Below are 24,778 nucleotides of genomic sequence, written 5' to 3'. Positions count from 1 at the left end.
AAAAAAGTAATTAAAAAAACCTCAATACTCCATTTTTCTATACACACTTACCGCTTAATAAGATTACTTGAAATAATAATTTATCAATAATAATTTATATTATTTTTATTAATATATTTATAGACTGGCTATTCTTCACCTGTACCATTTCCAATATTTCGTGGTCGAGCTAACTTAGTATTTTAAGTTTAACTAATGGACGACGTATGTTGTATTCAGGTTTCGGACCTACGAAATCTGGTTTCATAGTACTTTTTTGTTGATTCTTACGCTGTCTTTGCCCGCTGTTTAAGAATACATTTTCTATTCCCTTTACCTTACACTTAAATGATTATTTTCATGAAAAACTTAATTCTTCCTCTACTCACTTTATTACTTCTCATCGGCTGCTCGAAAGATGAAGTAACTACCCAACAGTCCGCTCCAAATTCTGTGCAGACTGAACGATTACAGACTATAGGGAAGCCCACCGCAGTGGATATTAACAAAGCCATGGCCGAGTTTCAGCAAATAGTAATGGCCGAACGAGCCCGGCTCGCTAAGACGAACCGAGCCAAAATAGCTTGTATGAACAACATTCAGGTTCCCACAGATTTTGCTACTATTCAGGAGGCCGTAGACAATGCTTGCGACGGGGCTGTAATTGTCGTAAAACCTGGCACTTATACAGAACTTGTAGTGGTGGACAAACCAGGTATCAAGTTCAAAGCCAATGGGGACGTAACCCTGACTGGTGGGTTTGTGCTTAATGAAGGGGCTGATGATATCACTATACAGCAATTTACGATTGTGGTGGGTGCAGGTAATATCCAAGCCATAAATGCCACTAATGTTAATGGAGGTAAAATTTTCCAGAATACCATCTCCGATCCAGCGCATAAAAATAGTACAGCCGTTCGCTATATTAATGGCAGTAATGTGACTGTGCATGGAAATAATATTTCTGGAACAGGCTGGGGGGTATTTTTTGGGAGTACAGCAGTAAACGGAAGTAGCCATGACAATACCATTTCCAATAATCATATTACTGGGTTGACAGTTGGAAGTATTATTGGCTTACAGGGAAACTGTGACAATAATTTCATCAATGAAAATACGCTGGTAAACAATCAGACACGTAGTAACGCAGGCGTCCTGTTCTATTCTAGCCAAGGTTTAGGGGGATATTGTGATAATAATGTTGTTAAAAATAATATAAGCTCTAACGGCTACTTGGGTGCCTGGTTTTTTAACGGGGGCACAAATAACAAAATAGGGCCAAATAACACCTTTAATAACAATCGGACTTATGGCGTCTATATTGATGGGTCTGCGACAGGCAATACAATTTTTGATAACACGGCACAGGGTAATGTATTTTGTGATATTGTCAATCAGGCCACGGATCTGTTAAGCAATACGTTTAAAAACAATACCGCTACTTGTACGCAAGGCTTGTAGTGTTCCGCTGATAGGAAACTTCTTTGTGATTTCAAAGGCTATAAAATAAATCGCCCCAGAGGAGATACATCTTCCGGGGCGATTTTATGCTGATTCAGGTGATTTCTAAAAAAATGAGTTAACGTACCCGATTAAAAACAAATAAGTCAACAAAAACCCATTTGCCGCCTTCCTGCTTGCCGCGTTGGATGACCAATTGGTTTTCGCTGCGTTTTTCGTAAATAATCCGCACCGAGCCGTCTTGTTTTTCAAAAAGCGCCTGACCCTTTTTGGCCTCTATAAAACTATAACGGTCCGAAATCTCTTTTTCTTCCAGCGCAACGAGGCCCGGTTTGAAGTGTTTAACCAAGACGATGGGTCCGTTGGCGGTTTGTTCAAAAACCAACATTTCGTACATCGTAACTTTGTCTTCTTTCATCATACGCATAAAACCCGTGAGATTGTCGCCCGCAGGAGCCGCCCAAAAGGCTTCAATCGGCCCGCCATTGAAGTTTCCTAGCCAATGACCCTGCATAAAGGCCACGTCTTGTAAAGAGGCCGTTTTGGATTGCGAAAAGCCAGAAAATTGAAAAAGAGTTACCAAAATAAAAATGAAAGATTTGGTACGGATGCGTGTCAAAGAGATCATTTAAGTAATGTGATTTTTAGTAGTTAAATTGCCTCTATAAGACGGCCAACGCTAAAAATTACTTTTACCTTTACGGCAAACTACTGCCTTATGAATAAATCCTATTGTGCTTTCGTCCTTCTTATAATGCTCTTTTCGGCCACCGTCCAAGCCCAGCAAGCCAAAGAAATCAGGCGTTTTCAATTGAAAGAAGTAAAACAGGGCGTAGCCGTGGATGCTGTTCATTTTTACGTTATCAACAACAGTTCCATTTCCAAACATACCAAAACCGACGGAAAACAGGTAGCTTATTGGAAAGACACAACGGGGATATTCAAGCACCTCAACAGCGGTATCATTATCGGTAATAAACTCTACTGCGCCAACTCCAATTACCCCGACAAACCCATGGCGAGTTCCATTGAAATATTTGACGCGGCCACGCTCCGGCACATGGATACCCACAGTTTTGGGTTGTTTCCCGGCTCGGCCACGTGGATTGATTTTCATCAGGGCCATTGGTGGGTGGCGTTTGCCAACTATTCGGATAAAAACATGGACGGCGGACGCGACAATCGGTGGACGACTTTGGTAAAATTCACGGCGCAATGGCAGCAAGTGGAGTCGTGGGCCTTTCCGCAAGAGGTGTTAGCCTCATTTGCCCCCAAAAGTACATCAGGCGGTGCGTGGGGAAAAGATGGGCTGTTGTATTGTACGGGCCACGACAAGCCCGAAATGTACGTGCTTCAACTGCCCAAGCGCGGGCCTACTCTACGCTATTTAAAAACCATCCCCACCATCAGCGAAGGACAAGCATTTGCTTTTGACCATAGTGCTAAAAATGCCGTTATATTTTATGGTATTACCCGAAATGACAATTATGTGGTGGTTTCGAAGATTGAATAATTTGTTACAGTCTTCCGAAATATTCATTCAAAGATTACAAACCATTTTGGAGATAACAATTGGAATAAATTCCCCTTTTTTTTCATAATGTCTACTGGCTATGTAAGAAAAACGATTAATGGATTATACAATCGTCAGCTCTTCCATAATCTTTCGCATTTCGGAGATGTTTTTCACCTCCGAACAAGTCACTAACAACCTGTTTTTGAGGTCTTTTAAAGAAAAACGTTTTGGATTTCGCTGAATGTGGCTGATGATGTGTCCAAATTTATCGGACTGGAAGAAGGCGTCGTTGCCCGTTGTCAGGAAGTACCCTTTCAACGTATTATTTTTCAAAGTCAATTTTTCCATAAAAAGCGCTTCGGCCATCCACCTGATTCTCACCATCTCTATCAAACCTTTCACTTCCTCAGGGAGCGGACCGAAGCGGTCTGTAACCTCATCACCAAACGCGCTTAACTCATCTTCACTACTGATGTTGTCCAGACGAGTATATAACGACAAACGTTCAGAAATATTTTTCACATAATAGTCCGGAATTAAAATTGCCAAGTCTGTTTCAATCTGGCAGTCGGTTCTGACCACCTCTGCAATCTCTCCCAAATCAAACAAATCTTTGAAGGTCGTTTGCTTCAACTCCTGCACAGCTTCGTCCAAAATCTTGTGGTACATCTCGTAGCCAAGGTCATTGACAAAACCGCTTTGTTCGGCTCCCAATAGGTTTCCCGCCCCGCGAATGTCTAAGTCGCGCATGGCTACTTTGAAACCGTCGCCCAGCTCCGAAAACTCCTCCAATGTCTGCAAACGCTTGCGGGCGTCGGAGGTTAAATGGGATATTTGGGGAGTCAATAGATAACAAAAGGCTTTGCGATTGCTCCGCCCTACCCGACCGCGCATCTGGTGCAAATCCGACATTCCGAAGTAATGCGCCGAATTGATAATGATGGTGTTGGCATTGGGAATATCAATCCCCGACTCTATGATATTAGTACTGACCAACACATCGTATTCGCCTTCAATAAACTTCATCATCACTTTTTCCAGCTTTTCGCCTTCCATCTGACCGTGTGCCACTCCGATGCGGGCTTCGGGCACCAATCGCATGATAATATTACCGATGGTGTCAATGTCGTTTACTCGATTATGGACAAAAAACACCTGTCCGCCCCGATTCAACTCATAGCTGACAGCGTCCCGAATAAATACTTCATTAAAAACGTGAACTTCCGTCGTAACTGGTTGACGGTTGGGCGGCGGCGTACCAATCACCGACAAATCGCGCGCGCCCATGAGCGAGAAATGCAACGTACGCGGAATAGGCGTGGCGGTCAACGTCAGAACGTCAATATTAACCCGCATTTCCTTCAGTCGGTCTTTTACTTTTACCCCAAATTTTTGTTCTTCATCAATCACCAGCAGCCCTAAGTCCTTAAATTTGATGTCTTTATTCACAATTCGGTGGGTACCAATCAAAATATCAATCCTCCCCGCTTCCACTTCTTTCAGTATTTCTTTGATTTGTTTGTCGGATTTGAATCGGTTGATATACTCGACCCGCGCTGGAAAATCAGCCAAACGCTCGCTGAAAGTTTTGTAATGTTGCATGGCCAAAATGGTCGTGGGCACCAGTACGGCCACTTGTTTACTGTCCGTAACGGCCTTGAAAGCGGCCCGAATGGCTACTTCGGTTTTCCCGAAACCCACATCGCCGCACACCAAACGATCCATAGGATGCGGTTTTTCCATGTCGTCTTTTACATCCTGGGTTGATTTGGCTTGGTCGGGAGTATCTTCGTACAAAAACGACGATTCTAGTTCGGCCTGCAAGTACGTATCACGCGAGAACGCAAATCCATTGGCCGAGCGACGTTTGGCATACAACGCAATCAATTCCTGCGCAATGTCTTTCAACTGGCGTTTTACCTTCGATTTTTTATTCTCCCATTCTGGCGAGCCCAGTTTGCTCATCGTAATGGCGGTGCCTTCTTTGCCCGTATATTTGGCAATTTTGTGCAAGCTATGGATGCTCACAAAAAGGATGTCGTTGTCGCGGTAAATGAGCCGAATCGCCTCCTGCTCTCGGCCACCCACATCTACTTTTTCCATACCCGCAAATCGCCCGATACCATAGTCGACGTGCGTAACATAATCGCCTGACTTCAAAGATTTTAACTCTTTCAACGTCAGCGCTTTAGACTTACTAAACTTTTCTTTGACGTGGTATTTGTGAAACCTAACAAAGATTTGGTGATCGGTATAACAGACGATTTTGAGTTGCTCATCAATAAACCCTTCGCGCAATGACACATTCATGGGTCTAAATCGCACGTAGGGGTCTAGCTCTTCAAAAATTCGCTCCAAACGTTCCAACTGCTTGGGCGATTCGGCCGCAATGATGTTGGTATAACCTTGGTGTTGACGCTCCGACAAATCGTCAATCAGTCGCTTATAATCTTTGTTAAAAGAAGGCTGTGGCTTGGACGAATACAGAATTTTAGTCTCATTCCGTTGGCCGTTGGAGGGCCCAGATTCGTCTTCGCTTTTGGAGTTGGTGTCTTTAAAATAAAAACGCTTTCCGAATTCAATCGTTTTAAATGTCTTAATCTGATTCAGAAAACCACGCCTTGTCTCAAAAATCTGATTGGGGTCGGCTACCATTTGAATGTCACCGCTTTTGACAGTTTCAAAGGCTTTTTCGGCTTTTTCGTAACATTCTTCAATCACTTCCAATGTCAGCTCCACGTCCTTAAACCACAATAACGCATTGGTAGGCAGAAAGTTAAGAAAAGACTCGCGGGTTTCAAGCGTGAGTTTATTCTGAATATCGGGTATGATATTTACTTGGCTGACACTCTCCACCGAGAGCTGGGTTTCGGGATTGAAAGAACGAATACTTTCCACCTCGTCGCCAAATAATTCAATCCGGTAAGGATACTCACTCGCGTACGAAAACACGTCAATAATTCCCCCACGTACCGAAAACTGCCCCGCTTCATACACAAAATCCGTAATCTCAAAGTCGTACCCCAACAAGAATTCGCGCAAAAACTGCGCATCCAACCGCTCGCCCACTTTCACCGAAAAGGTATTGGACAACAACGAACGTTTGTTGATTACTTTTTCAAACAATGCTTCTGGATAGGTCACAATCACCAATTCTTGCGGCGCGGTCACGTTGAGTTTATTCAGAATTTCGGCCCGCATCAAAACGTTGGCATTCTCAATTTCTTCGTAATGATACGGCCGTTTGTAGGAAGTTGGATAATACAACACTTCACGCCCCAACAGATTTTGTAGGTCATTTTGAAAGTAAGAGGCTTCTTCGCGGTCGCTGGCCACCAACAAGCACAGCCTTGGAAGGTGTTGGTAAACTACCGCTGGCAACACCGCATCTAAGCTACCCGCCAAACCTTTGACCTGAACGTGGGGCTGTTTACCAGAAATCTGACTAATAATCATTTGAACGAGAGCATCGTCCGAATATAATTTAAGAAAGTCTTGAGTTGAAAGCATTTACGTACTGAAGCGCGAAGGGTTGAGCCGCGCGGTTAATTGTTAAGTGGCAACTTTATATTACTAATCCTCAATCAGTTAACTGACTTTTTACCGCAAATGATGCTTAAAATTTCCATCAAATAGACAAACACCATCAAACAGCAAAAGGCCGACGAGGGGTTTTCTCTCATCGGCTCTTTGGTTATAACAAATGTAAAACAAAAATGATTTAAAAAAATCAGAAAGCAAATCGCAGACCGCCCGTCACATTGAGAACGCCTACGTGCTGCTCAATATCAACGAGCTGATTAACAGTAGGAAAGCCCGCCGTGGTGATTTGATTACTAACGTTTCTAAAAGTTGTGCTGATTAAAGTAGCATCGGTATTGACCACCATCGAAAGGCCGCCAATGAGGCCAATATTAAGCGTTGCCCCTGCCCCATACGCCCAATCAGCTGAGTTTTGCGTTTGGGTACTTACCGTTATATTGTATTTTTGGTAGGACCCTGTAGTCACAAACATTGGGCTGTTGACCACGGCGTAACCCACCAGCAAGCGCCCTTCCAAGCCCAATCTTCGCCCCCCCAATCGCAGAGAAGGGCCAATCATGGCACTCGTGGCATTCCAACCTTCGGTAGATTCAACCACGGGGTTTTCTACTCCATAGTTTGCTGAGGCAATCAATTTTATTCCTTCCTCGCGGGTTCGGTTTTGATTGTATGAAAAACGGGTAGCCAACCCCAATCGGCGGGTGGGATAATATGCCAACACCAACTGAGCACCGATGCCATCGTCGGCAAGCTCACCTCCTCTTGTTCTTCCAAAGACTTTGGTAGCCAACTCGCGCACAGAAAGGCTTTTGCCCCCCGCAATATTTATCGAAAATCGGTCGTAATCCTGCGCCTGGGCAGCCCCCATTGCCAACCCTGATATAACAATCACTAATCCCCAAAAACGAACCATACTTGATTTGAAATTTTGTAATTCAACGATAGCATTTTGCGTTAATTGTGCCAATACACACTTAAAACGACTTTTTTCTTTTGACGAAAGTACTTAAGAAAAGCCACTTTTTATTTCCCGCAAGTTGCTTTTTTTAAAATTAAGGTACTATTAAAATTTAACGCTTTTGGGTTTTTAAAGTTCACTTTTTCATCAGTTACTTCAATATCCCCATAGCCCTCCACCCAATTATCGCCTTGTTTGAGAAATACTATTTGCCGAACTGAGTTTGTACCTTCTGAATTAAAAATATAATTAACGAGTAGGGTATCTCCCCTTACCTCCCCCTCAATTGTGCCTTGATTGGGGTCTTTTTCATACAATTTATAAGCCAAATCACCGCTTACCTTATTTCCCAGCCGAAGCAGGTTCATCTGAATGGTATCTTTTTTACTGGTATACATATAACAGTTTGAAGTCATCTCAATCCCTTCATTGTTAGCCGCCGTGCCTTCACTGCCTTGGGTCGTGCAAGCTACTAAAACGCTGAGCATCAATAGACTTAAAATATCTAAGATTTTCATATTTGAATAAATAATTTACTTTTACAAAAAGGCCTTACTAGTATCAAAAAACTCTTTTATTCAATGGGTTATTTTTGAACCGATAGAAGCACCTAATTAGATTTACTTTAAAAGCATTAAAACTTCGTGCCGGGGTATGGTCAAGCAGCTACGTGGAAACCAAATTGGGGTTATTTGGGGAAATAACAGGGAGGCTTGCCACTATTGATATTTTTGAGTAATATATCCAAACCCATTTTTTAGCGTTCTATTTTCAAAAAAGATGCTATGAATCCAACCGTTGAAAAAAAACAAACCCTATTTCCCGCCGTGGCAGCCGCAATATTTAACGAGCAAGGAGAGATTCTGCTTCAAAGACGAAGAGATGTCGGCCAATGGGGTGTTATATCGGGACATGTTGAATTTGGCGAAACAGTCGAAAGTGCCATTCTACGAGAAATCAGGGAAGAAACAAATAGAGAAGCACACATCAAACGCTTAATTGGGGTTTATTCAGCTCCCACGTCTCAAACGTACCATTACCCTGACAGGTCAGTCCAATACGTGACGACTTACTTTGAAGCCCAATTGACGGAAATGATAAGTAAAGACTTTTCAAGAGAGGAGACGTTAGAACTTCAATTTTTCAAAACTGACCAACTTCCCGATAACCTTGCCATGATGAATCCGCATTGGTTGCGAGATGCCCTAAATCAAACAAGTCAGGTTTTTATTCGCTAAAACAATGAAGCAGTCCCTTAATTAAGAGACTGCTTCGTGCAAATTTATTTATCACGGTAGGCTTCTTTTTCAATCGGCCATCAACAAATACCGAGGGTGAGTTTCGGTGGCGCGTAAGGCAGGATTCAAAAAGGGCAATGTTAACCCCGTAACGTGGAAATTTTGGACCTTATGCACTTCTTTAAACCGAAGTCCTGCCGTATTTAGCGATTTCAAGCCTTGCTCATCGGTGTAAATAAGGGTACCTTTAGGCTTAAAATGCTGTTTTACTTCGTTTAGAGAGCGCAAAACGGGCGTAGTACGTTGGGTATAATAATCCAAGGCACTGTGAAAAATATTGTATTCATCGGCAGGTGCCAATTCATAAATATAAAAGTCCGGAACATTTGCGGCATAATCTTCGGCTACTTTCTGCCCAATCACCGACCCAGCCTGATATTTCAATAAGCTTGGATAAAAATGCGCGTTCATCAGCAGATTGATGCCAAGGCCCGTCAGAAAAGGAGCAAAAACCAATTGAGAAAAGCCGGGCCGCTTACCACTGTATAAGCGCACAATCAGAACCAAAAACAATACCGCGACAATCAACAAAGGGATATTTTGCAACGGAAACGCCCAAAAACAAAGTCCAACGATGGCAATAAGCATCACGCACGAAGTCACGATTAACCCAAGGCGGGTCCAGCGAAAAGACGCGGTTTCGGGATGCTCAATGAGTTTATCCAAAAAACGGGCGGTCAATACGGCCGCCAACGGAAATACCACAAATGTATAATGCGGCAATTGGTATTGAGCCGTAGAGAGTGCCATAAATGGCAAGACAAAACCTCCTACCGAAATCGCTTCGTCGGCCACTAGAAGTAAAAATCGTTGCTTGATGATGTCCCGCACCCTCGTCACAAGGCCAGGTATAAATGCCAAAACCCACGGCAAAAAACTCCAAAGAAAATTATGCGATTGAAAAAAAAGGCCGGGACTGTTGTCCCACTCGCTCTCGCCCGTAATCCGTCCAAAACTTTGTTCCCAAAAATAGAAATAAAGTCCATCTGAACCGTACTGACGATAAAGCCCGATGCAATATGGCAGCAAAACCAACCCGATAATGGGTAGACCCAGCAACCAACGCCAATCAAAGAGCTGTTTCCACTGTCGTTTTAAGGCAAAATCAACGAAAAATGCGGCTCCAATCACAATCAAACTGATGGGCCCTTTGGCCAACATTGCCAGTCCAGCAAAGACAAAACCAGTCACGAAGTGTTTCCAATTTAGGTTTTTAACGTATTCAGCTACTTGCCAAATGGAAACCATAACGCAGTTGGTGAGCAACGTATCGCAGCGTACATCATGGTTCATCAGAAAGAATGCCTGACAGCTTCCCATCACCAACGCGGCAATATAAGCCGTACGCTCCGAATAGTATAATTTACAAAACCGATACAGGGCGTACATGCCCAATAGCGTGGAAAGAATCGGAATCAGGCGATAAGAAAAATTTGAGATGCCAATCACCTTAAACACAAGGGCCGAAAGCCAAAAAAGCAACGGCGGCTTGTCCAAATAATAATCTTTCCCCCGAAATTGAACTTCCAAAAACTGACCATTATCGGCCATTTCGCGGCCAATGGAGGCATATTGGGCCGCATCAATATCCATAATATCAATCTTTACGGCTCCGATAATATAGACCACAATGAGTCCTAAAAAGGGCAAATACTTATTATTCCAACGCATAAAGTGGGTTTAAACGGCAACGCATTGCCGATCATGACTAATGTTCAAATCTATTTTGGCGCCTTATTTAAAGGCTTGAATCCCCGTAATTTCGTGTCCTAAAATCAACAAATGTATGTCGTGTGTGCCTTCGTAGGTAATGACCGACTCAAGGTTCATCATGTGACGCATAATGGGATAGTCGCCCGTGATGCCCATTCCTCCGAGCATTTGTCGGGCTTCGCGCGCAATGTGCAGTGCCATGTCGACATTGTTGCGTTTGGCCATTGAAATCTGGGCGGTGGTGGCTTTCCCGTCGTTTTTGAGGGTTCCTAGTCGCCAAGTCAATAGTTGCGCTTTGGTGATTTCGGTCAACATTTCGGCCAACTTTTTCTGCTGTAATTGAAACCCTGCAATGGGTCGGCCAAATTGTTCACGTTCTAACGAATACTTCAATGCCGTTTCATAGCAGTCAATAGCCGCGCCAATAGCACCCCACGCGATGCCATAGCGGGCATTGTCGAGGCAGCCAAGCGGACCACGCAAACCTTCGATGTTGGGCAAAATATTTTCTTTGGGTACCTTCACATTATCAAATACCAGTTCTCCCGTAACACTCGCCCGAAGCGACCATTTGTTGTGAATTTCGGGCGCCGAAAAGCCTTCCATTCCCTTTTCAACAATCAAGCCGCGAATCCGTCCCTGTTCGTTTTTGGCCCATACTACCGCAATATCGGCCACGGGGGAGTTAGTAATCCACAATTTTGAGCCATTCAGCACCACGTGGTCGCCTGCATCCTTAAAGGAGGTCAACATTCCTCCTGGATTTGAGCCATGATTGGGTTCGGTCAGGCCAAAACAACCCACCATTTCACCCGATGCCAATTTGGGCAGGTATTTCTGGCGCTGTTCCTCCGAGCCGTAGGCATAGATTGGCCACATCACGAGCGAACTTTGCACCGACACGGTTGAGCGCATTCCCGAATCACAGCGTTCGATTTCTTGCGTCATTAAACCATACGAAATATAATCAAGTCCACCACCGCCGTATTCAATCGGCAGAGTAGGGCCAAAGGCGCCAATTTCGGCAAACTTTTGAATCAAATGAGCGGGAAACTCCGCCCTTTGAGCATACTCTTCGATGATGGGCCGCACATCGCGGTTAATCATTTGCTGAACCGCATCCCGAACCATCTTATGCTCTTCGGTCAGCAAATCATCTAGTTGATAAAAATCGGTTTGTCGAGTTGATGTTGATAAAGTAGTACTCATGATTTTTGGACAGTAAATCGGTAAATGTTATTACGTAGGTACGATGCCCAAAATTACCACAAAATCTGCCTAATTTCACAAAATTCGTCGAAACCTGTAACCAAAGTCTCAGTCAAAACGTTATGAAACTGTAACTTTAGCTACCACCGATTACCGCCCAAACATCGTGGAAACGTTTTTGCTGATTTTTTTACTGATTCCTTACCTCGTACTTCGGTATTATCTTACCGACCACGATACGCCTGCCGAAAAAGAGCGAAAACGCTTAGCCGAAGGTATTGAACTATTCAACAACGGGGAATATACCAAAGCACACGATTATTTTAACCAAAAAATTAAGGAGTACCGCAAATCAGCCATCGCTTACGCCTATCGCGGTCAATGTAACCTCAAAGAACAAAATATCTACTCTGCCCTATACGATTTTGCCGAAGCCCTGAGTTTTGATAATACGCTGTCAGAAGTGCATTTGCAAAAAGGAATGGCCCATTTTCAATTGCTAGAATATGAAACCGCTTTTTTATCGTTCGATAAAGCCGTTTGGTTTTCGCGCGGAGAAGAACCACAAGCGCTCCGTTGGCGCGCCCTTGCTCGTATGAAATTACATCAGCTTTCGCAAGCCGAAAAAGACTTGTCCAAAGCCGTTGAACTCGGTGATGAAAACGCGGCTTACGTACTCAGTCAGCCCCCCTTCCGTCGCAAAGTGATTCTTTAATTCCTCAACTTTTTTTCAAAAGTTTGCGTTAAAGGATGGCGAACCCTAAGGTTTATCATCAGTAATCATTTAAAACATGTTAGAAGTAACCTCAGACAATAAGCTTAAACGCCTCATCGTGGTAGGCGACCGCGTTCTGATTAAACCCAAAAATCCCGTAGACCAAACGCCAACGGGGTTGTATCTCCCTCCTACTGTTACCGAAAAAGAACAAGTACAGACTGGGTATGTCATCAAAGTAGGGCCTGGATTTCCAATTCCTGCTCCTACTGAAGACGAGCCTTGGAAAGAAACTGAGGAAAAGGTAAAATACATGCCGCTACAAGCGCAGGAAGGCGATGTGGCCATTTACCTGCAACGCAACGCCATCGACGTCATGTACGGAGACGAGAAATACGTCATCGTTCCTCAATCAGCCATCCTGATGCTCGAACGCATCGAAGATTTGTTCAATTAGAATGGGGCAATAAAAAAATTCCCTGCGTTGATTTTGATAAAATTAACGCAGGGAATTACTATTTTGATGAATATGGGGATGTAATTTTTATCTTCCGCTTTCTTGAGGGCCGCCACCACGGGGGTCATAGCCAGAAGCAAAGAGCGGATATTGATCAAAAATAGACCGAACTACGTTTCGATAGTAGCTGTTAGCAGCATTGGGATTTTTGAAAATACCCGCGGCATAACCTCTCCAAACCACCTGATCGGTGTCGGCGTCTATCAGAGAAATAATAATCGTTCCTTTGTCCAATGAGTAGCGAATCGGCTCGTATTTAAAGGAGTCATCTTCGGTATCAACCCAGTTTTTGATAACGGGCTGCATGTATCCCTGATAGCGTAAGTTGTCGTAGAAAATTCCGTAGTTTACCAGAAGCGTGGGCTTACTTGTACTGAGGCGATAACCGCGTGCCTGCATTTGTCGGTGGATGGCATTGTATACTTCAGTACATACGTTACCCGTATCACGTTCACATTCCAAAAAGGCGTATGTGCTGTAGGCTTTAAAGTTAGTTTCATAACTGTAATCGTGCTCCACAAAAATTCGACGATTGGTATTGCAACCCGCCGCCCACACAACGACGCACACAAAAGGTAAAAGTTTAGCAAGCTTCATGATGGATGTTAGAGTTTGGTGTTATACCATTTTTGTTTGGATAAAAATACGAAATTTTCTACAAAAGCAAATTATTTATTGTAAATCTTAGCAATTATAAATTATCCTACGTAATACGCGATGGCCTGCTGAATTTCAACCGGGGTTACTTTAATATCAAACCCACATCTTCCCACACCCGTCAGCAATGAAAAACGCAACTCCCCACCTTTGTTCTTTTTATCCTGCTGCGCCAACTGAATCACCGTAGCCACATCCGACATTTGCAACGCTACTTTGCCGTATACCGAGAATATAAACTCCTCAATCTGTTCTAATGTTTGTAAATCAATCATTTTTTTTCGGTACGCCACGTAAGCCTCCATTATCATCCCTGCCGCAATGGCTTCTCCGTGCAGGAGGCGCTCTTTGGGGGGCTTATTGAGAAAATAAGTTTCTACCGCGTGCCCAATGGTGTGCCCGAAATTCAAAATCTTGCGTAAGCCTTTCTCCGTTGGATCTTCGGCCACCACTTTTTTCTTGATTTCGACAGAATGCGCAATCAGATCGGGCCAATTCTGTTCCTCAAAATCTTTTTTGCGAATTTCTTCCCACTTAGCCGCATCGGCAATCAAACAGTGCTTCACAATCTCGGCAAATCCAGACCTTAGTTCGATATACGATAAGGATTGCAAAAAGGATGCGTCGATTAAAACATTTTTTGGCTGGGTAAAAACGCCCAAGTGGTTTTTAAATCCCTGAAAGTCTATTCCTAGCTTCCCGCCCACACTGGCATCCACCTGAGAAAGCAGGGTGGTAGGAATCTGCACAAAATCAATTCCCCGTTTATAGGTAGCCGCACAAAACCCGCCCATGTCACCGATTACGCCGCCACCGAGATTAAATACGACCGCGTGACGGTCTAGTTCCAAGCGCGTCATCTCACTCCATATTTGTTCGCAGGTGGTTAGGTTTTTATGTTGTTCACCCGCTGGAACAACGATGAGATGGTGCTTTGGCAAATACGGTTTTAGGCGAGGATAACAGTGTTTACGGGTGTTGACATCGGCAATGACCACATATTTTGAATACTCTTTGGTCGCTAAAAAAGCCGCGAGTCCTTCCTGAATTGGAGCGATGGTTACAGACATACGTGCGTGTTAAATTAGAAATTCAAATGTAAAACTTTTACGGTAATAACGTGCTTAGGATATTCTTTGGAGTTATTCCAAAATATGTTGTTTGACATAAAAACCTGTTTTGGACGCTATATTTAACAAACAATCCCGCACTGTACAGCGCGGGATTGTTTGTTATGGTTAATGTACTATTTGAAACAAAATCAAGCGCCAAACGTGGCAATACCGCTCTGTATTTCGGTTTTGAAATAGGTCACAAAGTCTTCCAACTTCATGGAGCCCATATCTGGATGGCCCTTGCGACGTACAGAGATGGTTCCTTCGGCCTGTTCTTTGTCGCCCACAATCAACATGTAAGGCAATTTATGAACTTCCGCATCACGGATTTTACGACCAATTTTTTCGTCACGGTGGTCAACATACCCGCGTACGTCGGCCTCCTGCAATTGAAGGAAGATGTCATTGGCGTAATCCATGTATTTTTCGGAGATTGGCAATACCGCAATTTGGTCAGGCGAAAGCCACAAGGGAAAATTTCCCGCGGTGTTTTCAATCAGAATCGCGATGAAGCGCTCCAATGAACCAAACGGCGCGCGGTGAATCATCACGGGGCGGTGTTTGGTACCATCGCTGCCCATGTATTCAAGGTCAAATCGTTGCGGCAGTTGGTAATCCACCTGAATCGTCCCCAATTGCCACTTACGGCCGAGGGCATCCCGAACCATAAAGTCGAGTTTGGGCCCATAAAAGGCGGCTTCTCCTAGTTCGGTAACGGTATTTAACCCCTTTTCGGCCGAGGCTTCAATAATTGCCGATTCGGCGCGGTTCCAGTCTTCGTCTGTTCCGAAATATTTCTCGGGTTTTGCGGGGTCGCGGAGCGATATTTGCGCACTGTAATTCTCAAATCCCAACGACCGAAACACATACTGAACCAAATCAATAACGCGTTTGAATTCGTCTTTCACTTGGTCGTTACGGCAGAAAATGTGGGCGTCGTCTTGCGTAAAACCACGTACCCGGGTCAGCCCGTGAAGCTCTCCGCTTTGTTCGTAACGGTACACCGTGCCAAATTCGGCCAAACGCAACGGCAATTCACGATACGACCGTGGACGTGCTTTGTAGATTTCGCAGTGGTGAGGGCAATTCATGGGTTTAAGCATGAACTCCTCCCCTTCTTCGGGGGTATGAATCGGCTGGAAGGAATCTTTACCGTATTTTTCCCAGTGTCCTGAGGTTACGTACAATTGTTTGCTACCGATGTGGGGCGTCACCACGGGCGAATACCCCGCACGTACCTGCGCTCGACGCAAAAAGCTTTCGAGTCGTTCGCGCAGCAAAGCGCCTTTTGGCAGCCAAAGCGGCAAACCAGCGCCTACCTTTTCAGAAAAAGTAAACAATTCCAGCTCTTTGCCGAGCTTGCGGTGGTCGCGACGTTTTGCTTCTTCCAGTACGTGCAAATAGTCGTCCAGTTCTTTCTGTTTTGGAAACGTCACGGCATATACCCGCGTGAGCATGGGGCGTTTTTCGTCACCGCGCCAGTAGGCTCCTGCCACATTCATAATTTTGATGGCCTTAATAAATCCCGTATTGGGGATGTGCGGCCCCCGGCATAAGTCCGTAAAATTACCCTGCGAATAGAACGTAATTTGACCATCTTCCAGTCCATCAATCAGTTCAAGCTTGTATTCATCCGCTTTTTCGGTAAAATATTCAATGGCATCGGCTTTACTTACCGATGTTCGCTTGTACTCGCTCTTCTGGCGCGCAAGCTCAAGCATTTTATCTTCTACTTTTTTAAAATCTTCCTGCGAAAAAGGCTTACCACCCAAATCAATGTCGTAATAAAAACCCGTCTCGATGGCAGGTCCGATGCCAAATTTTGTACCCGGATACAACGCTTCAATGGCCTCGGCCAATAAGTGCGCGGAGGAATGCCAAAAAGTAGCTTTTCCATCGGTATCGTTCCAAGTCAAGAGTTGAAGATTGGCATCCGTATCAATGGGTCGGGTGGCATCCCACACCTGTCCATTGACTTTAGCCGCCAATACATTTCGCGCTAGTCCTTCGCTGATACTCAGCGCAATGTCCATACTTGACGAGCCTTGAGGGTACTCGCGCACACTGCCATCAGGTAGGGTGATTTTAATGTTACTCATGTTAATTAGTTATGTTTAGTCACGCTTCATCAACATCTGCTATTACAAACTAGCATGAATCGTTGATAAATTTTCTGCAAAAATGGTTGTTTTAAACGTTACTGCCAACTATTGCCTGATTTTCAAGCTTCGAACGGTATCACTTTTCGTTTTCAATTCAAGTCGGGGAGTTAGAATATTGACCTGAACCCTTTCACGCTCGGGGGCAATTGGAGAAACATCCTTCTCATTATCAGCATCAGAAGTTATTTCGGGAGAAGCTGGCGGTAGGGTACCGTAGGTGTCAAGGTAATATTTTCGCTGTTGCGCCCGGTAAAGACGCCCGCGCGAACGCCAATCAGCCGCATCTATTTGCGTAGCCAGCGTATATTGTTCAATGGCCCCTTCGATGTTCCCATGTTTGTCGTAAGCACTTCCCAGCAAAAAATTAATCTGCGGATATTTGGGGTTATAGCGCAAAACTTTCTCAAAGCTTTTAATGGCCAACGGCAAACTGTTCCACTTCAAATAAATAGTACCGGCCTGAAAATCAGCCGCGTAATTGGTTGAGTCAAATTTAATGGCCGCCCGATACGCAATCAGCGCACTGTCTAGCCGTTTTTGACTGTGGTACATTACCCCACGCGAATAATAAAGCATCGACTCTTTGGGAAAATAACGCAAGCCCTGGTCGTTGATGTCTTTTGCCTGAATGTAATCGTGCAAACGGGTATGGATGTTGGTCAGCTCCACATATGCAGGCACAAAGCGCGGTTTTAATTCCACCGCCCGCTGCATCAGCGCAATCCCCGACAGGGTATCTCCCTGACGAGCATCCAAAAGTCCATTATAAAAATAGGCTTCTCCTTCGTAAGGAGCCATTTGCAAGGCTTTAGATAAATACAACTTTGCCTGACGGTATTGCTTTTTTTGTTGGGTCAAATCTCCCAATAAAATATACAACTCGGGCGTATCTTGTTGCAACACTTCTGCCTGCCGCGCCGCCGCCAGCGCTTCGTCATAGCGCTTAATTTGCCGCAAAATTCGGGCTTTAGTGAGCAGAAAAAGCCCATTACTGGGGCTGATTTCAAGGGCGTCATTTATGTCCGTCAAAGCCGCAGGAAAATCCTTAAGGACGATGTACAACTCGGCTCTTTTGTGGTAATTTAGAGCGTTACGCGGACTACGTCGAATGATGGCACTCAGGTACTCAACGCCGACTTCCGCCCGTTTAAGAGCATCGTCGGAAGGGAGCGGAGGAATACGGGTGCTCTGACGTTCGTCGCTGCTGCACCCGCCCAGCCACATTGCCAAACAAATACTTACTATATACGTTAGGGCTTTCAAGTTGCTCTGTACTGTTATTGATGTTTTTAAAAAAGTCATTTTATTACTTCAAAAACACCTGACAATGAATGCATTATTAAAATCAGCAAGTTACAACGGCACATCATCCTGACCGTTGACTCACTCATTGATGCAAAGTACGGGAAAGTTTTGGGGAAATGCACGATTAACCACCGCTTAAACGGAAGCGAAACGATAAAAAATACCCAGGGGAAGTTTGCGTTGTTTGTGGTCGGCAAGGTAGAGTTCACCGCATTGGGCATTCGTCATTTTACCAAATCGGTCCAGCACCAAATTTTCGGCCATCAAAGCCGAAAAGCCCAACGAATACAAATTTAGAATAAATACATGGTGAACAGGGTCCAACAACTCAGCACAGGATTTGAGTAGCTCATTCAATTGCTCCTCCAAAATCCACTTTTCACCCGCAGGCCCACGGCCATAAGCAGGTGGGTCGAGAATGATGCAATTGTATTTTTTTCCACGACGCACTTCACGCTGAACAAATTTAAAAGCATCTTCTACCATCCATCGGATATTGTCGGCGTCGCTTGCCTCCATATTCTCCCGCGCCCACGTGACAACTGGTTTAATTGAATCAACGTGTGTTACGTCAGCCCCTGCTTGTCGGGCTGCCACCGACGCTGCCCCTGTGTACGCAAAAAGATTTAAAACGGCAGGTTTCTCGACGGGCAGCGCGCGGAGTTTTTGGTCTAAATAATCCCAGTTAACGGCCTGTTCAGGGAAAATCCCCACGTGCTTGAAGGAAGTAAGCGAGCATTTTAGGCGCAACGACAGCCCCGCATGTCGGTAGTTTATCCACCATTTTTCGGGCATCCCTTTTGTTAATTGCCACTCGCCGCGTTCGGTAGCCTGCTTATCACGCACAAAAGTAGCGTGGGCCTTTTTTTTCCAATCAGCGTCGGAAAGAGATTTATCCCAAATAGCCTGAGGCTCAGGACGCGCTAGTATATAGTCACCAAATCGTTCTAATTTTTCGAAATTACCGCTATCAATCAGTTCGTAATCTTGCCAGTGGAGAGGAGTGAGAAGTTGCATTTGTGCGTTAAGGCGAAAGTCAACCGCTGGTACATTCAGGAAAAACCTAATTGACCAGCGATTGACCCCCTATCCTATGTTATTAAAAAGATATTTTATTCAGATAAAAAACATTTCGGCGACCATCATCGCCAGTAATCCGCTGATAGCCAAACGCCAAGTAATAATTATCAAACCAGTACAGCACTTCGTCGGTGTTGGTTTGACGCACTTTATCACTGGCATCAACGGTCATAATCGGAATCGGCTGTCGGTCATTCAATACGCGGTCTTTGTCAAAAACCTTGGCTTTGATAGCCCCTTTATTACTGTAAAACATGGAAACCGTCTGGTCCTCGTTGGGCTTTACCCTTACTTTTTCTTTGAGCTCCATGCTTTTCAACCCTTCAAAAGGCAACGAATTATCCCATAATAAATCACCTTTGGGGTTAAAGCCCGCCACAATCGCGTGGGTATACACAAAACCATTAAATATCTGCCCGTTGTTCATCCTACGTGAGCCAAACCAAGGGTCCCAATAGTATGGATTATAAAGTCCATACGATGGAAACATTCCCATGCCACCAATTCCCCAAGGCGACATGATAGGCGAGCCCCACCACGAGCTCATACCATACATCCCGTTGTTGTTGTTACGATATTCGGGATAAAAGACCTCTCCCGAAATCAGGTAGTTGCCGTTTTGTTCAATGATATCATGAACCAAAAGTCGATAATTAAGCTTTACTTCGTCTCCGTTTTCTTTTTTTCGCTCTATCTTACGCAGCATTCGTTCTTGCTCGCGCTCGCTCATGAAGTTGAAGAAATTCTTAAAATCGGTAAAACTGTGATATTGCGTAAACTCAACCTCGTCGTAAACGATTTTACTCAGAAAAAGCCCTTGCGATGCGCTGTTGTTGTTCCCCTGCATATTACGAAAACCGTAGGTTCCAATCATCAGTTTGGTGGAATCGTTCAGCGTAAACAGGCGTCCGTTAAGCAATGAATAATCAGGCTCTGGCTCTACCATCACCTGCCCCACCGATTGTCCATATTCATCAAACGTCCGTGAAATAAGCTTGATTTCTCGCCCCTTACGGGCGGCATAACAGACATTTATCAAATGGTGCGTGGTATCAATATCTACGGATTGAATCACGGTGTTGGGCTGCGTAACCCCAGGCAGAATCTTACTTTGTTTGGAAGCCAAATTGGTGTAAAGCAGCATTGGCTCGTCTCGTACTGTCCCCGCCATAAAAACCGAATAACCAATTGTTTGGAAATCAGTAATTTGAAAACGGTCCACGGAGCTAAGGTAAAATGTCTCCATAAAACCCGCGACTCCCACCTTTACGACCTGATAAAAGTCAGTTCGGCTACGCGTAAATAACAGATAAATGGACTGGCCATCGTACGAAGACTTTACAAAATCAAGGTTATCTTCAATCGTGCCGTTGATTGACCAATCGCGGTCCAAATCAACGTTAAATTTCTGAATATTAAACGCATTTTTTGAAAGCTGCGAAACCAGCACCACGCCTTTTGCACCCAACGAAATCGTGTGATACGACTCATTGGCTCCTGGAACAGGGAGCTCTATCCGCTTGACAGTCTGTGCCTTTATCTCAGGGGTTACTAAACCAATGACCAAAAACAAAACGTAACAAAAAGAAACCAAAACGGCACTTAGCGCCGCACCAGCCCTGCGCACTACAAAAGATTGGTAATGCGCCCGCGGGCTATTGACAATAAATTCATTAGGTGTTTTCATCGTTGCTAAAACTTAAGATTAGGTCGAATTCCTCCCGTTTAATCGGCATGACCGACAAACGAGATTGCCTAATTAACGCTATTTCCTGCAATCTATTATCTGACTTAATTTCCTGCAATGAAACCGGTCGTTTTAACTTCTGAACAGGCACCAATTCAACCACTACCCAGCGGGGGTCGTCGGTGGTTGGGTCAGGATACGCTTCGCGGTCTACCTGTGCAATACCCACCACGGCCAGCCCCTCATTGCTGTGATAAAAGAACACCCAATCGCCTTTTTGCATGGCTTTGAGGTTGTTACGTGCCTGATAATTACGAACTCCATCCCATACACTCCTTCCCGCTTTCTCAAAATCATCCCAACTGTAAACAAACGGTTCCGACTTTACTAACCAATGATTCATTCTTAATTTCCCATTTCTCAGGCTGAGACCGCATCAAAATGACGCAATCTTTGGCAGCCTTTCAACCTAATACTTTTATTATATGGACAACATTGCCGCCCCAAACACTCCTGCACTATCTCCTAACTTTGGACGAAGAATTTTTGTTTCCACCCGGCCGCTATTAAAAATGTATTTTTTGGCCCGTTCCAAACCTTCAGTGTAAAGTAAGTCAATGTTTCCAACACCACCACCCAAAACAATGGCATCGGGGTCGAGAATATTCATTAGTACCGAAACCGCTTTCCCAAAATGTTCTAACATACGGTCGATGGTTTGGGTAGCAAACGGATCAGTACCAGCATAATGCCGCGCCACAATGTCTTTCATCTTTAACTCTTGACCACTAATCTGCGCGTAATAGCGTTGCAATGCGGGTCCAGAAAGTACCTGCTCTACACAACCTTTTTTACCACAATAGCAGCCATACCCGTTGGTTTCCAGCTCATTATGCCCCCATTCACCACCGATTCCCTGGGTTCCGTTCAAGACAAATGACTGTCCGTCTTTTCCTTTAATAACAACACCGCCACCAACGCCAGTACCCATGATAACGCCAAATACACACTGGTAATCCGGAACAACATCTGGAACGATTCCCATTGTTGCTTCGGCCAACGCAAAACAATTGGCATCGTTGGCAATAAAGACCGGAATCCCCAAGGTATTTGCTAAATCACTCTGCAAAGGCATATCATTGAGGCAGGTAGTATTGCAGTTTTTCATCAAACCGTTGGATGGTTCGACCGTACCGGGCGTGCCAATCCCGATGCTTGGGGCTTTGAAGCCCGTTTCTGCTTCCAGTGCACGTACCAGCTCAACAATCCGGCCCGCAATGTGCTCATACCCTTTATGAGCCTCTGTATCAATTCTTTTACGGATAATCACCGCATCAGGCGAGGGTGACGACAATACAACGCCTTCAATTTTTGTTCCGCCGAGGTCAATTCCCCAAATGGTTTGCATACGTATTATGATGTGTGTTAGTGAAAGGTAAAATCCGCTGTTGCGGGGTTTAGGTATTGATATAATAGTTTACTTATTGAGTATCCTACTACTGCCAACGGTAGTTTTTTTGGCATAATTACGAACATTTAATGATTTAGCAAGTTTTCGAGTTGTATTTATATTTTTGCAAAAACAAAATTAACTTCAACAACCATGTCATTAAAAAAAGGCGACAAGGCCCCTTCATTCACCCTGTTTAATACCGAGAAAAAAAAGGTTTCACTCGAAGATTTTAAAGGAAAAAATCTCATCATTCATTTCTTTCCAGCGGCTTTTACGGGAGTGTGTACCACACAACTCTGCACCATGCGCGATGACTTAGCCTATTATACCAAACTCGGGGCCGAAGTAGTGGGTATTTCGGTAGATTCACTTTTTACCCTGAACAAATATAAGGAGGAACAAAAATACAATTTTGATTTACTGTCCGATTTCAACAAGGAGACTTCACAGGCTTTTAAATCCTACTACGATACATTTGCGTTCGACATGAAAGGCGTAGCCAAACGTGCCGCTTTTGTGATTGATAAAGAAGGAGTTATCCATTATGCAGAAGTACTGGAAAGTGCGGGCGACCTACCTGATTTTCTGGCGATTAAAACAACCCTTGAGCAAATTTAGCGTTGAAATTCCCGTAGGTATTTGCCCGAAAACTGCATTTACTATCAAGCATAAAAAAGCCCAGTCAAACGTTTGACTGGGCTTTTTTATTGTCTTTTTTTTTGGTTCTTTCAGCATTTATTTTTTACTTGTAAATAATTTAACAGTGTAAAGTCTACTCTAATCCATCGTTAATCTTATGGGAATCGTTGAACGTCGGGAGCGTTTGCGGAAACAAGTCCGTCACGACATCCTCAAAACTGCCCGCGACATTGCTCGTGAGGAAGGCTGGCAGGCCGTCTCCATTCGAAAAATTGCCGATGTTATTGAATATAGCCCTCCTATTTTATACGAATATTTTGACAGTAAAGACAAACTCTTGGAAACCATCCGCAACGATGGCTTTGCTTTTCTGCACGAAGAACTACTGAAACTGCGGACTTTGTACCGTAACCCTGAGAAATTAATTACGGAATTTGCCCAGATTCAGTGGAAATTCATGCATTCCCAAACCGAAGTTTTTCAGGTGATGTTTAACATGGAAGGCGGGATTTGTCAGTCAAAACAGGCTTATCAAATTGAGTTTGCCATGCTCAACAATCACCCCGTGTGGGAAGCCATGGCCTTGATACGCCCGCGCTCGGCCGATGCCGTTTCCAAAACCTTTTATGAATGGTGGTGCCTTACGTACGGTTTTTTGGTGGTCACCTCCGTTACCCAACCACGCCAAACTTTATCGAATTTCGAACCTATTTTTATGGAAACCGTTCGAAGGTTTGTGCGAGGATTAGCTTGATATTCTCCATTAAGAAGCAACTAAGAACTGGTTCAGAATACCAAGCCAGTTCTTAGCCAAAATCTTAAAGGATACTCTGTCTAATTTTCAATTCGCTTTGATGATACACCTGCGAAAACGCGGGTACGCTTGTCGTCAGCCACGCATTGCCACCGATGATAGAATCACTGCCAATGACCGTTTTGCCTCCCAAAATGGTAGCGTTAGCGTATATAACTACGTTGTCTTCAATGGTAGGATGACGTTTGGTTTCGGCCATCGACTTAGAAACACTCAATGCACCCAACGTCACTCCTTGGTATATTTTCACGTTATTACCAATATCGGTCGTTTCACCAATCACGACGCCAGTTCCGTGGTCAATAAAAAACGATTGTCCGATATTTGCCTTGGGGTGAATATCTATACCCGTCAGGCCGTGAGCGTGTTCGGTAAGCATTCTTGGCAGCAAAGGCACGTTCAAATCCACCAACAAATGCGCCACCCTATAAACCGCAATGGCATAAAAACCTGGGTAGACAGAAATCACCTCTTCAATGCCCACCGAAGCGGGGTCGTTGTCGGCAATTGCCTGAGCATCCAGCAAAAGGTTTTCATAAATCTCGGGGAGCTTGGCCAGGAATCGTTCCATAATGACGTCTTTATCAGCGTCAAGATGATTGGCAAGCGGGTCCAAAAGGCAAGACAAACGGTTTTGAAGACGGCGATAGGCTTCGGGCAAATCTAACGATGTTCGTTCGCAGTCTTGGGTAACGGGAAACAGAAAACACATCATTTCTTCCACAAACTTCCCTACACTGCTGCGGGGAGGTAGCCGATGCCGATACTTGGCATTTTGCTCGGTAAGACGCGTTAAAAAGGAGACCGAAAGTTCTTGCTCAGTTAATGTCATGGCATTGATTGAATTACAAAATAAAAGCCCTTTCTTCAGGAAAGGGCGGCTCAATTTCTTAGTTTTGAAGCGTAAATTATTCCCTTTCCATGTCTTAGTCACGGATACAGCAACAACAAACAGCG

22 protein-coding genes are annotated in these 24,778 nt (G+C 44.4%); 7 read left to right on the top strand and 15 right to left on the bottom strand.

Annotated elements, in window-relative coordinates:
* The first annotated feature begins 339 nt into the window (after positions 1–339).
* Positions 340–1,440 (top strand): right-handed parallel beta-helix repeat-containing protein, encoded by a 1,101-nt coding sequence (locus NCI00_RS06880; RefSeq protein WP_253526243.1) that lies wholly within the window; start codon positions 340–342, stop codon positions 1,438–1,440.
* A gap of 118 nt (positions 1,441–1,558) precedes the next feature.
* On the opposite strand, the gene NCI00_RS06875 is transcribed toward NCI00_RS06880, so the two are convergent.
* A complete protein-coding gene (locus NCI00_RS06875; protein WP_253526242.1) occupies positions 1,559–2,068 on the bottom strand; it encodes a DUF6265 family protein in 510 nt (169 codons plus the stop codon).
* A gap of 90 nt (positions 2,069–2,158) precedes the next feature.
* On the opposite strand from NCI00_RS06875, the gene NCI00_RS06870 reads away from it, so the two are divergent.
* Positions 2,159–2,953, top strand: a complete 795-nt coding sequence (locus tag NCI00_RS06870) for a hypothetical protein (protein WP_253526241.1) — start codon at positions 2,159–2,161, stop codon at positions 2,951–2,953.
* A 123-nt stretch (positions 2,954–3,076) separates the two neighbouring features.
* On the opposite strand, the gene mfd is transcribed toward NCI00_RS06870, so the two are convergent.
* The 3 genes from mfd to NCI00_RS06855 form a co-directional block, all read right to left on the bottom strand.
* Positions 3,077–6,466 carry a transcription-repair coupling factor gene (mfd, locus tag NCI00_RS06865; protein ID WP_253526240.1) on the bottom strand — a complete coding sequence of 1,130 codons (3,390 nt, stop codon included), beginning with the start codon at positions 6,464–6,466 and terminating at the stop codon, positions 3,077–3,079.
* Positions 6,467–6,686: 220 nt separating this feature from the next.
* On the bottom strand, positions 6,687–7,412 hold the full coding sequence (locus NCI00_RS06860; protein ID WP_166557357.1) for a hypothetical protein: 726 nt from the start codon (positions 7,410–7,412) through the stop codon (positions 6,687–6,689).
* A 110-nt stretch (positions 7,413–7,522) separates the two neighbouring features.
* Positions 7,523–7,975 (bottom strand): hypothetical protein, encoded by a 453-nt coding sequence (locus NCI00_RS06855; protein ID WP_253526239.1) that lies wholly within the window; start codon positions 7,973–7,975, stop codon positions 7,523–7,525.
* A gap of 267 nt (positions 7,976–8,242) precedes the next feature.
* Here NCI00_RS06855 and NCI00_RS06850 point away from each other — a divergent pair, with 267 nt between their 5' ends.
* Positions 8,243–8,695 (top strand): NUDIX domain-containing protein, encoded by a 453-nt coding sequence (locus NCI00_RS06850; RefSeq protein WP_253526238.1) that lies wholly within the window; start codon positions 8,243–8,245, stop codon positions 8,693–8,695.
* 69 nt (positions 8,696–8,764) lie between these two features.
* Here NCI00_RS06850 and NCI00_RS06845 read toward each other — a convergent pair whose 3' ends face one another.
* Together NCI00_RS06845 and NCI00_RS06840 are read right to left on the bottom strand one after the other, a co-directional pair.
* Positions 8,765–10,426: an ArnT family glycosyltransferase gene (locus NCI00_RS06845; RefSeq protein WP_253526236.1), complete on the bottom strand. Its 1,662-nt coding sequence runs from the start codon at positions 10,424–10,426 to the stop codon at positions 8,765–8,767.
* Between the two features lie 63 nt (positions 10,427–10,489).
* A complete protein-coding gene (locus NCI00_RS06840) occupies positions 10,490–11,677 on the bottom strand; it encodes an acyl-CoA dehydrogenase family protein (protein ID WP_253526234.1) in 1,188 nt (395 codons plus the stop codon).
* Between the two features lie 166 nt (positions 11,678–11,843).
* Between NCI00_RS06840 and NCI00_RS06835 the strand changes: the two genes are divergently transcribed.
* Together NCI00_RS06835 and NCI00_RS06830 are read left to right on the top strand one after the other, a co-directional pair.
* Positions 11,844–12,392, top strand: coding sequence for a tetratricopeptide repeat protein (locus NCI00_RS06835; RefSeq protein WP_253526232.1), 549 nt, complete (start codon positions 11,844–11,846; stop codon positions 12,390–12,392).
* Positions 12,393–12,468: 76 nt separating this feature from the next.
* Positions 12,469–12,849, top strand: coding sequence for a co-chaperone GroES (locus tag NCI00_RS06830; protein WP_114065725.1), 381 nt, complete (start codon positions 12,469–12,471; stop codon positions 12,847–12,849).
* An 87-nt stretch (positions 12,850–12,936) separates the two neighbouring features.
* Here the strand turns inward: NCI00_RS06830 and NCI00_RS06825 are convergent, their stop codons facing one another.
* The 8 genes from NCI00_RS06825 to NCI00_RS06790 form a co-directional block, all read right to left on the bottom strand.
* Positions 12,937–13,506, bottom strand: coding sequence for a DUF4136 domain-containing protein (locus tag NCI00_RS06825; RefSeq protein WP_114065726.1), 570 nt, complete (start codon positions 13,504–13,506; stop codon positions 12,937–12,939).
* A 101-nt stretch (positions 13,507–13,607) separates the two neighbouring features.
* Positions 13,608–14,636 carry a 3-dehydroquinate synthase gene (aroB, locus tag NCI00_RS06820; RefSeq protein ID WP_253526231.1) on the bottom strand — a complete coding sequence of 343 codons (1,029 nt, stop codon included), beginning with the start codon at positions 14,634–14,636 and terminating at the stop codon, positions 13,608–13,610.
* Positions 14,637–14,827: 191 nt separating this feature from the next.
* Positions 14,828–16,780: a threonine--tRNA ligase gene (thrS, locus tag NCI00_RS06815; RefSeq protein WP_114065728.1), complete on the bottom strand. Its 1,953-nt coding sequence runs from the start codon at positions 16,778–16,780 to the stop codon at positions 14,828–14,830.
* Between the two features lie 108 nt (positions 16,781–16,888).
* Positions 16,889–18,106, bottom strand: coding sequence for a tetratricopeptide repeat protein (locus tag NCI00_RS06810; protein WP_253526230.1), 1,218 nt, complete (start codon positions 18,104–18,106; stop codon positions 16,889–16,891).
* Between the two features lie 177 nt (positions 18,107–18,283).
* The gene (locus NCI00_RS06805) at positions 18,284–19,165 is read right to left on the bottom strand and encodes a class I SAM-dependent methyltransferase (RefSeq protein ID WP_253526229.1); all 882 of its coding nucleotides are present in this window, start codon (positions 19,163–19,165) and stop codon (positions 18,284–18,286) included.
* 82 nt (positions 19,166–19,247) lie between these two features.
* Positions 19,248–20,915: a hypothetical protein gene (locus tag NCI00_RS06800; RefSeq protein WP_166557347.1), complete on the bottom strand. Its 1,668-nt coding sequence runs from the start codon at positions 20,913–20,915 to the stop codon at positions 19,248–19,250.
* Positions 20,902–21,318 carry an EVE domain-containing protein gene (locus tag NCI00_RS06795; protein ID WP_253526226.1) on the bottom strand — a complete coding sequence of 139 codons (417 nt, stop codon included), beginning with the start codon at positions 21,316–21,318 and terminating at the stop codon, positions 20,902–20,904. The genes NCI00_RS06800 and NCI00_RS06795 overlap by 14 nt, the downstream gene beginning before the upstream one ends.
* 78 nt (positions 21,319–21,396) lie before the next feature.
* Positions 21,397–22,323 (bottom strand): ROK family protein, encoded by a 927-nt coding sequence (locus NCI00_RS06790; protein ID WP_253526225.1) that lies wholly within the window; start codon positions 22,321–22,323, stop codon positions 21,397–21,399.
* A gap of 195 nt (positions 22,324–22,518) precedes the next feature.
* Here NCI00_RS06790 and NCI00_RS06785 point away from each other — a divergent pair, with 195 nt between their 5' ends.
* Positions 22,519–22,986 (top strand): redoxin domain-containing protein, encoded by a 468-nt coding sequence (locus NCI00_RS06785; RefSeq protein WP_253526224.1) that lies wholly within the window; start codon positions 22,519–22,521, stop codon positions 22,984–22,986.
* A gap of 178 nt (positions 22,987–23,164) precedes the next feature.
* The gene (locus NCI00_RS06780; RefSeq protein WP_253526223.1) at positions 23,165–23,761 is read left to right on the top strand and encodes a TetR/AcrR family transcriptional regulator; all 597 of its coding nucleotides are present in this window, start codon (positions 23,165–23,167) and stop codon (positions 23,759–23,761) included.
* A gap of 64 nt (positions 23,762–23,825) precedes the next feature.
* Here NCI00_RS06780 and epsC read toward each other — a convergent pair whose 3' ends face one another.
* Positions 23,826–24,653 (bottom strand): serine O-acetyltransferase EpsC, encoded by an 828-nt coding sequence (gene epsC, locus NCI00_RS06775; RefSeq protein WP_253526222.1) that lies wholly within the window; start codon positions 24,651–24,653, stop codon positions 23,826–23,828.
* Positions 24,654–24,778 lie beyond the last annotated feature (125 nt).

The sequence above is a fragment of the Runella salmonicolor genome, assembly GCF_024158025.1.
Taxonomy (GTDB): Bacteria; Bacteroidota; Bacteroidia; order Cytophagales; family Spirosomataceae; genus Runella; species Runella salmonicolor.
The sequence above is the reverse complement of the archived record's forward strand: the minus strand, read 5'-3'. Positions and strand labels throughout refer to the sequence as shown.

What these genes read in the sequence shown, in the direction of transcription:
- NCI00_RS06880 (WP_253526243.1), top strand. Translation starts at nt 340, where the DNA reads ATGAAAAACTTAATTCTTCCTCTACTCACTTTATTACTTCTCATCGGC.
- NCI00_RS06875 (WP_253526242.1), bottom strand. Translation starts at nt 2,068, where the DNA reads ATGATCTCTTTGACACGCATCCGTACCAAATCTTTCATTTTTATTTTG.
- NCI00_RS06870 (WP_253526241.1), top strand. Translation starts at nt 2,159, where the DNA reads ATGAATAAATCCTATTGTGCTTTCGTCCTTCTTATAATGCTCTTTTCG.
- mfd (WP_253526240.1), bottom strand. Translation starts at nt 6,466, where the DNA reads ATGCTTTCAACTCAAGACTTTCTTAAATTATATTCGGACGATGCTCTC.
- NCI00_RS06860 (WP_166557357.1), bottom strand. Translation starts at nt 7,412, where the DNA reads ATGGTTCGTTTTTGGGGATTAGTGATTGTTATATCAGGGTTGGCAATG.
- NCI00_RS06855 (WP_253526239.1), bottom strand. Translation starts at nt 7,975, where the DNA reads ATGAAAATCTTAGATATTTTAAGTCTATTGATGCTCAGCGTTTTAGTA.
- NCI00_RS06850 (WP_253526238.1), top strand. Translation starts at nt 8,243, where the DNA reads ATGAATCCAACCGTTGAAAAAAAACAAACCCTATTTCCCGCCGTGGCA.
- NCI00_RS06845 (WP_253526236.1), bottom strand. Translation starts at nt 10,426, where the DNA reads ATGCGTTGGAATAATAAGTATTTGCCCTTTTTAGGACTCATTGTGGTC.
- NCI00_RS06840 (WP_253526234.1), bottom strand. Translation starts at nt 11,677, where the DNA reads ATGAGTACTACTTTATCAACATCAACTCGACAAACCGATTTTTATCAA.
- NCI00_RS06830 (WP_114065725.1), top strand. Translation starts at nt 12,469, where the DNA reads ATGTTAGAAGTAACCTCAGACAATAAGCTTAAACGCCTCATCGTGGTA.
- NCI00_RS06825 (WP_114065726.1), bottom strand. Translation starts at nt 13,506, where the DNA reads ATGAAGCTTGCTAAACTTTTACCTTTTGTGTGCGTCGTTGTGTGGGCG.
- aroB (WP_253526231.1), bottom strand. Translation starts at nt 14,636, where the DNA reads ATGTCTGTAACCATCGCTCCAATTCAGGAAGGACTCGCGGCTTTTTTA.
- thrS (WP_114065728.1), bottom strand. Translation starts at nt 16,780, where the DNA reads ATGAGTAACATTAAAATCACCCTACCTGATGGCAGTGTGCGCGAGTAC.
- NCI00_RS06805 (WP_253526229.1), bottom strand. Translation starts at nt 19,165, where the DNA reads ATGCAACTTCTCACTCCTCTCCACTGGCAAGATTACGAACTGATTGAT.
- NCI00_RS06800 (WP_166557347.1), bottom strand. Translation starts at nt 20,915, where the DNA reads ATGAAAACACCTAATGAATTTATTGTCAATAGCCCGCGGGCGCATTAC.
- NCI00_RS06795 (WP_253526226.1), bottom strand. Translation starts at nt 21,318, where the DNA reads ATGAATCATTGGTTAGTAAAGTCGGAACCGTTTGTTTACAGTTGGGAT.
- NCI00_RS06790 (WP_253526225.1), bottom strand. Translation starts at nt 22,323, where the DNA reads ATGCAAACCATTTGGGGAATTGACCTCGGCGGAACAAAAATTGAAGGC.
- NCI00_RS06785 (WP_253526224.1), top strand. Translation starts at nt 22,519, where the DNA reads ATGTCATTAAAAAAAGGCGACAAGGCCCCTTCATTCACCCTGTTTAAT.
- NCI00_RS06780 (WP_253526223.1), top strand. Translation starts at nt 23,165, where the DNA reads ATGGGAATCGTTGAACGTCGGGAGCGTTTGCGGAAACAAGTCCGTCAC.
- epsC (WP_253526222.1), bottom strand. Translation starts at nt 24,653, where the DNA reads ATGACATTAACTGAGCAAGAACTTTCGGTCTCCTTTTTAACGCGTCTT.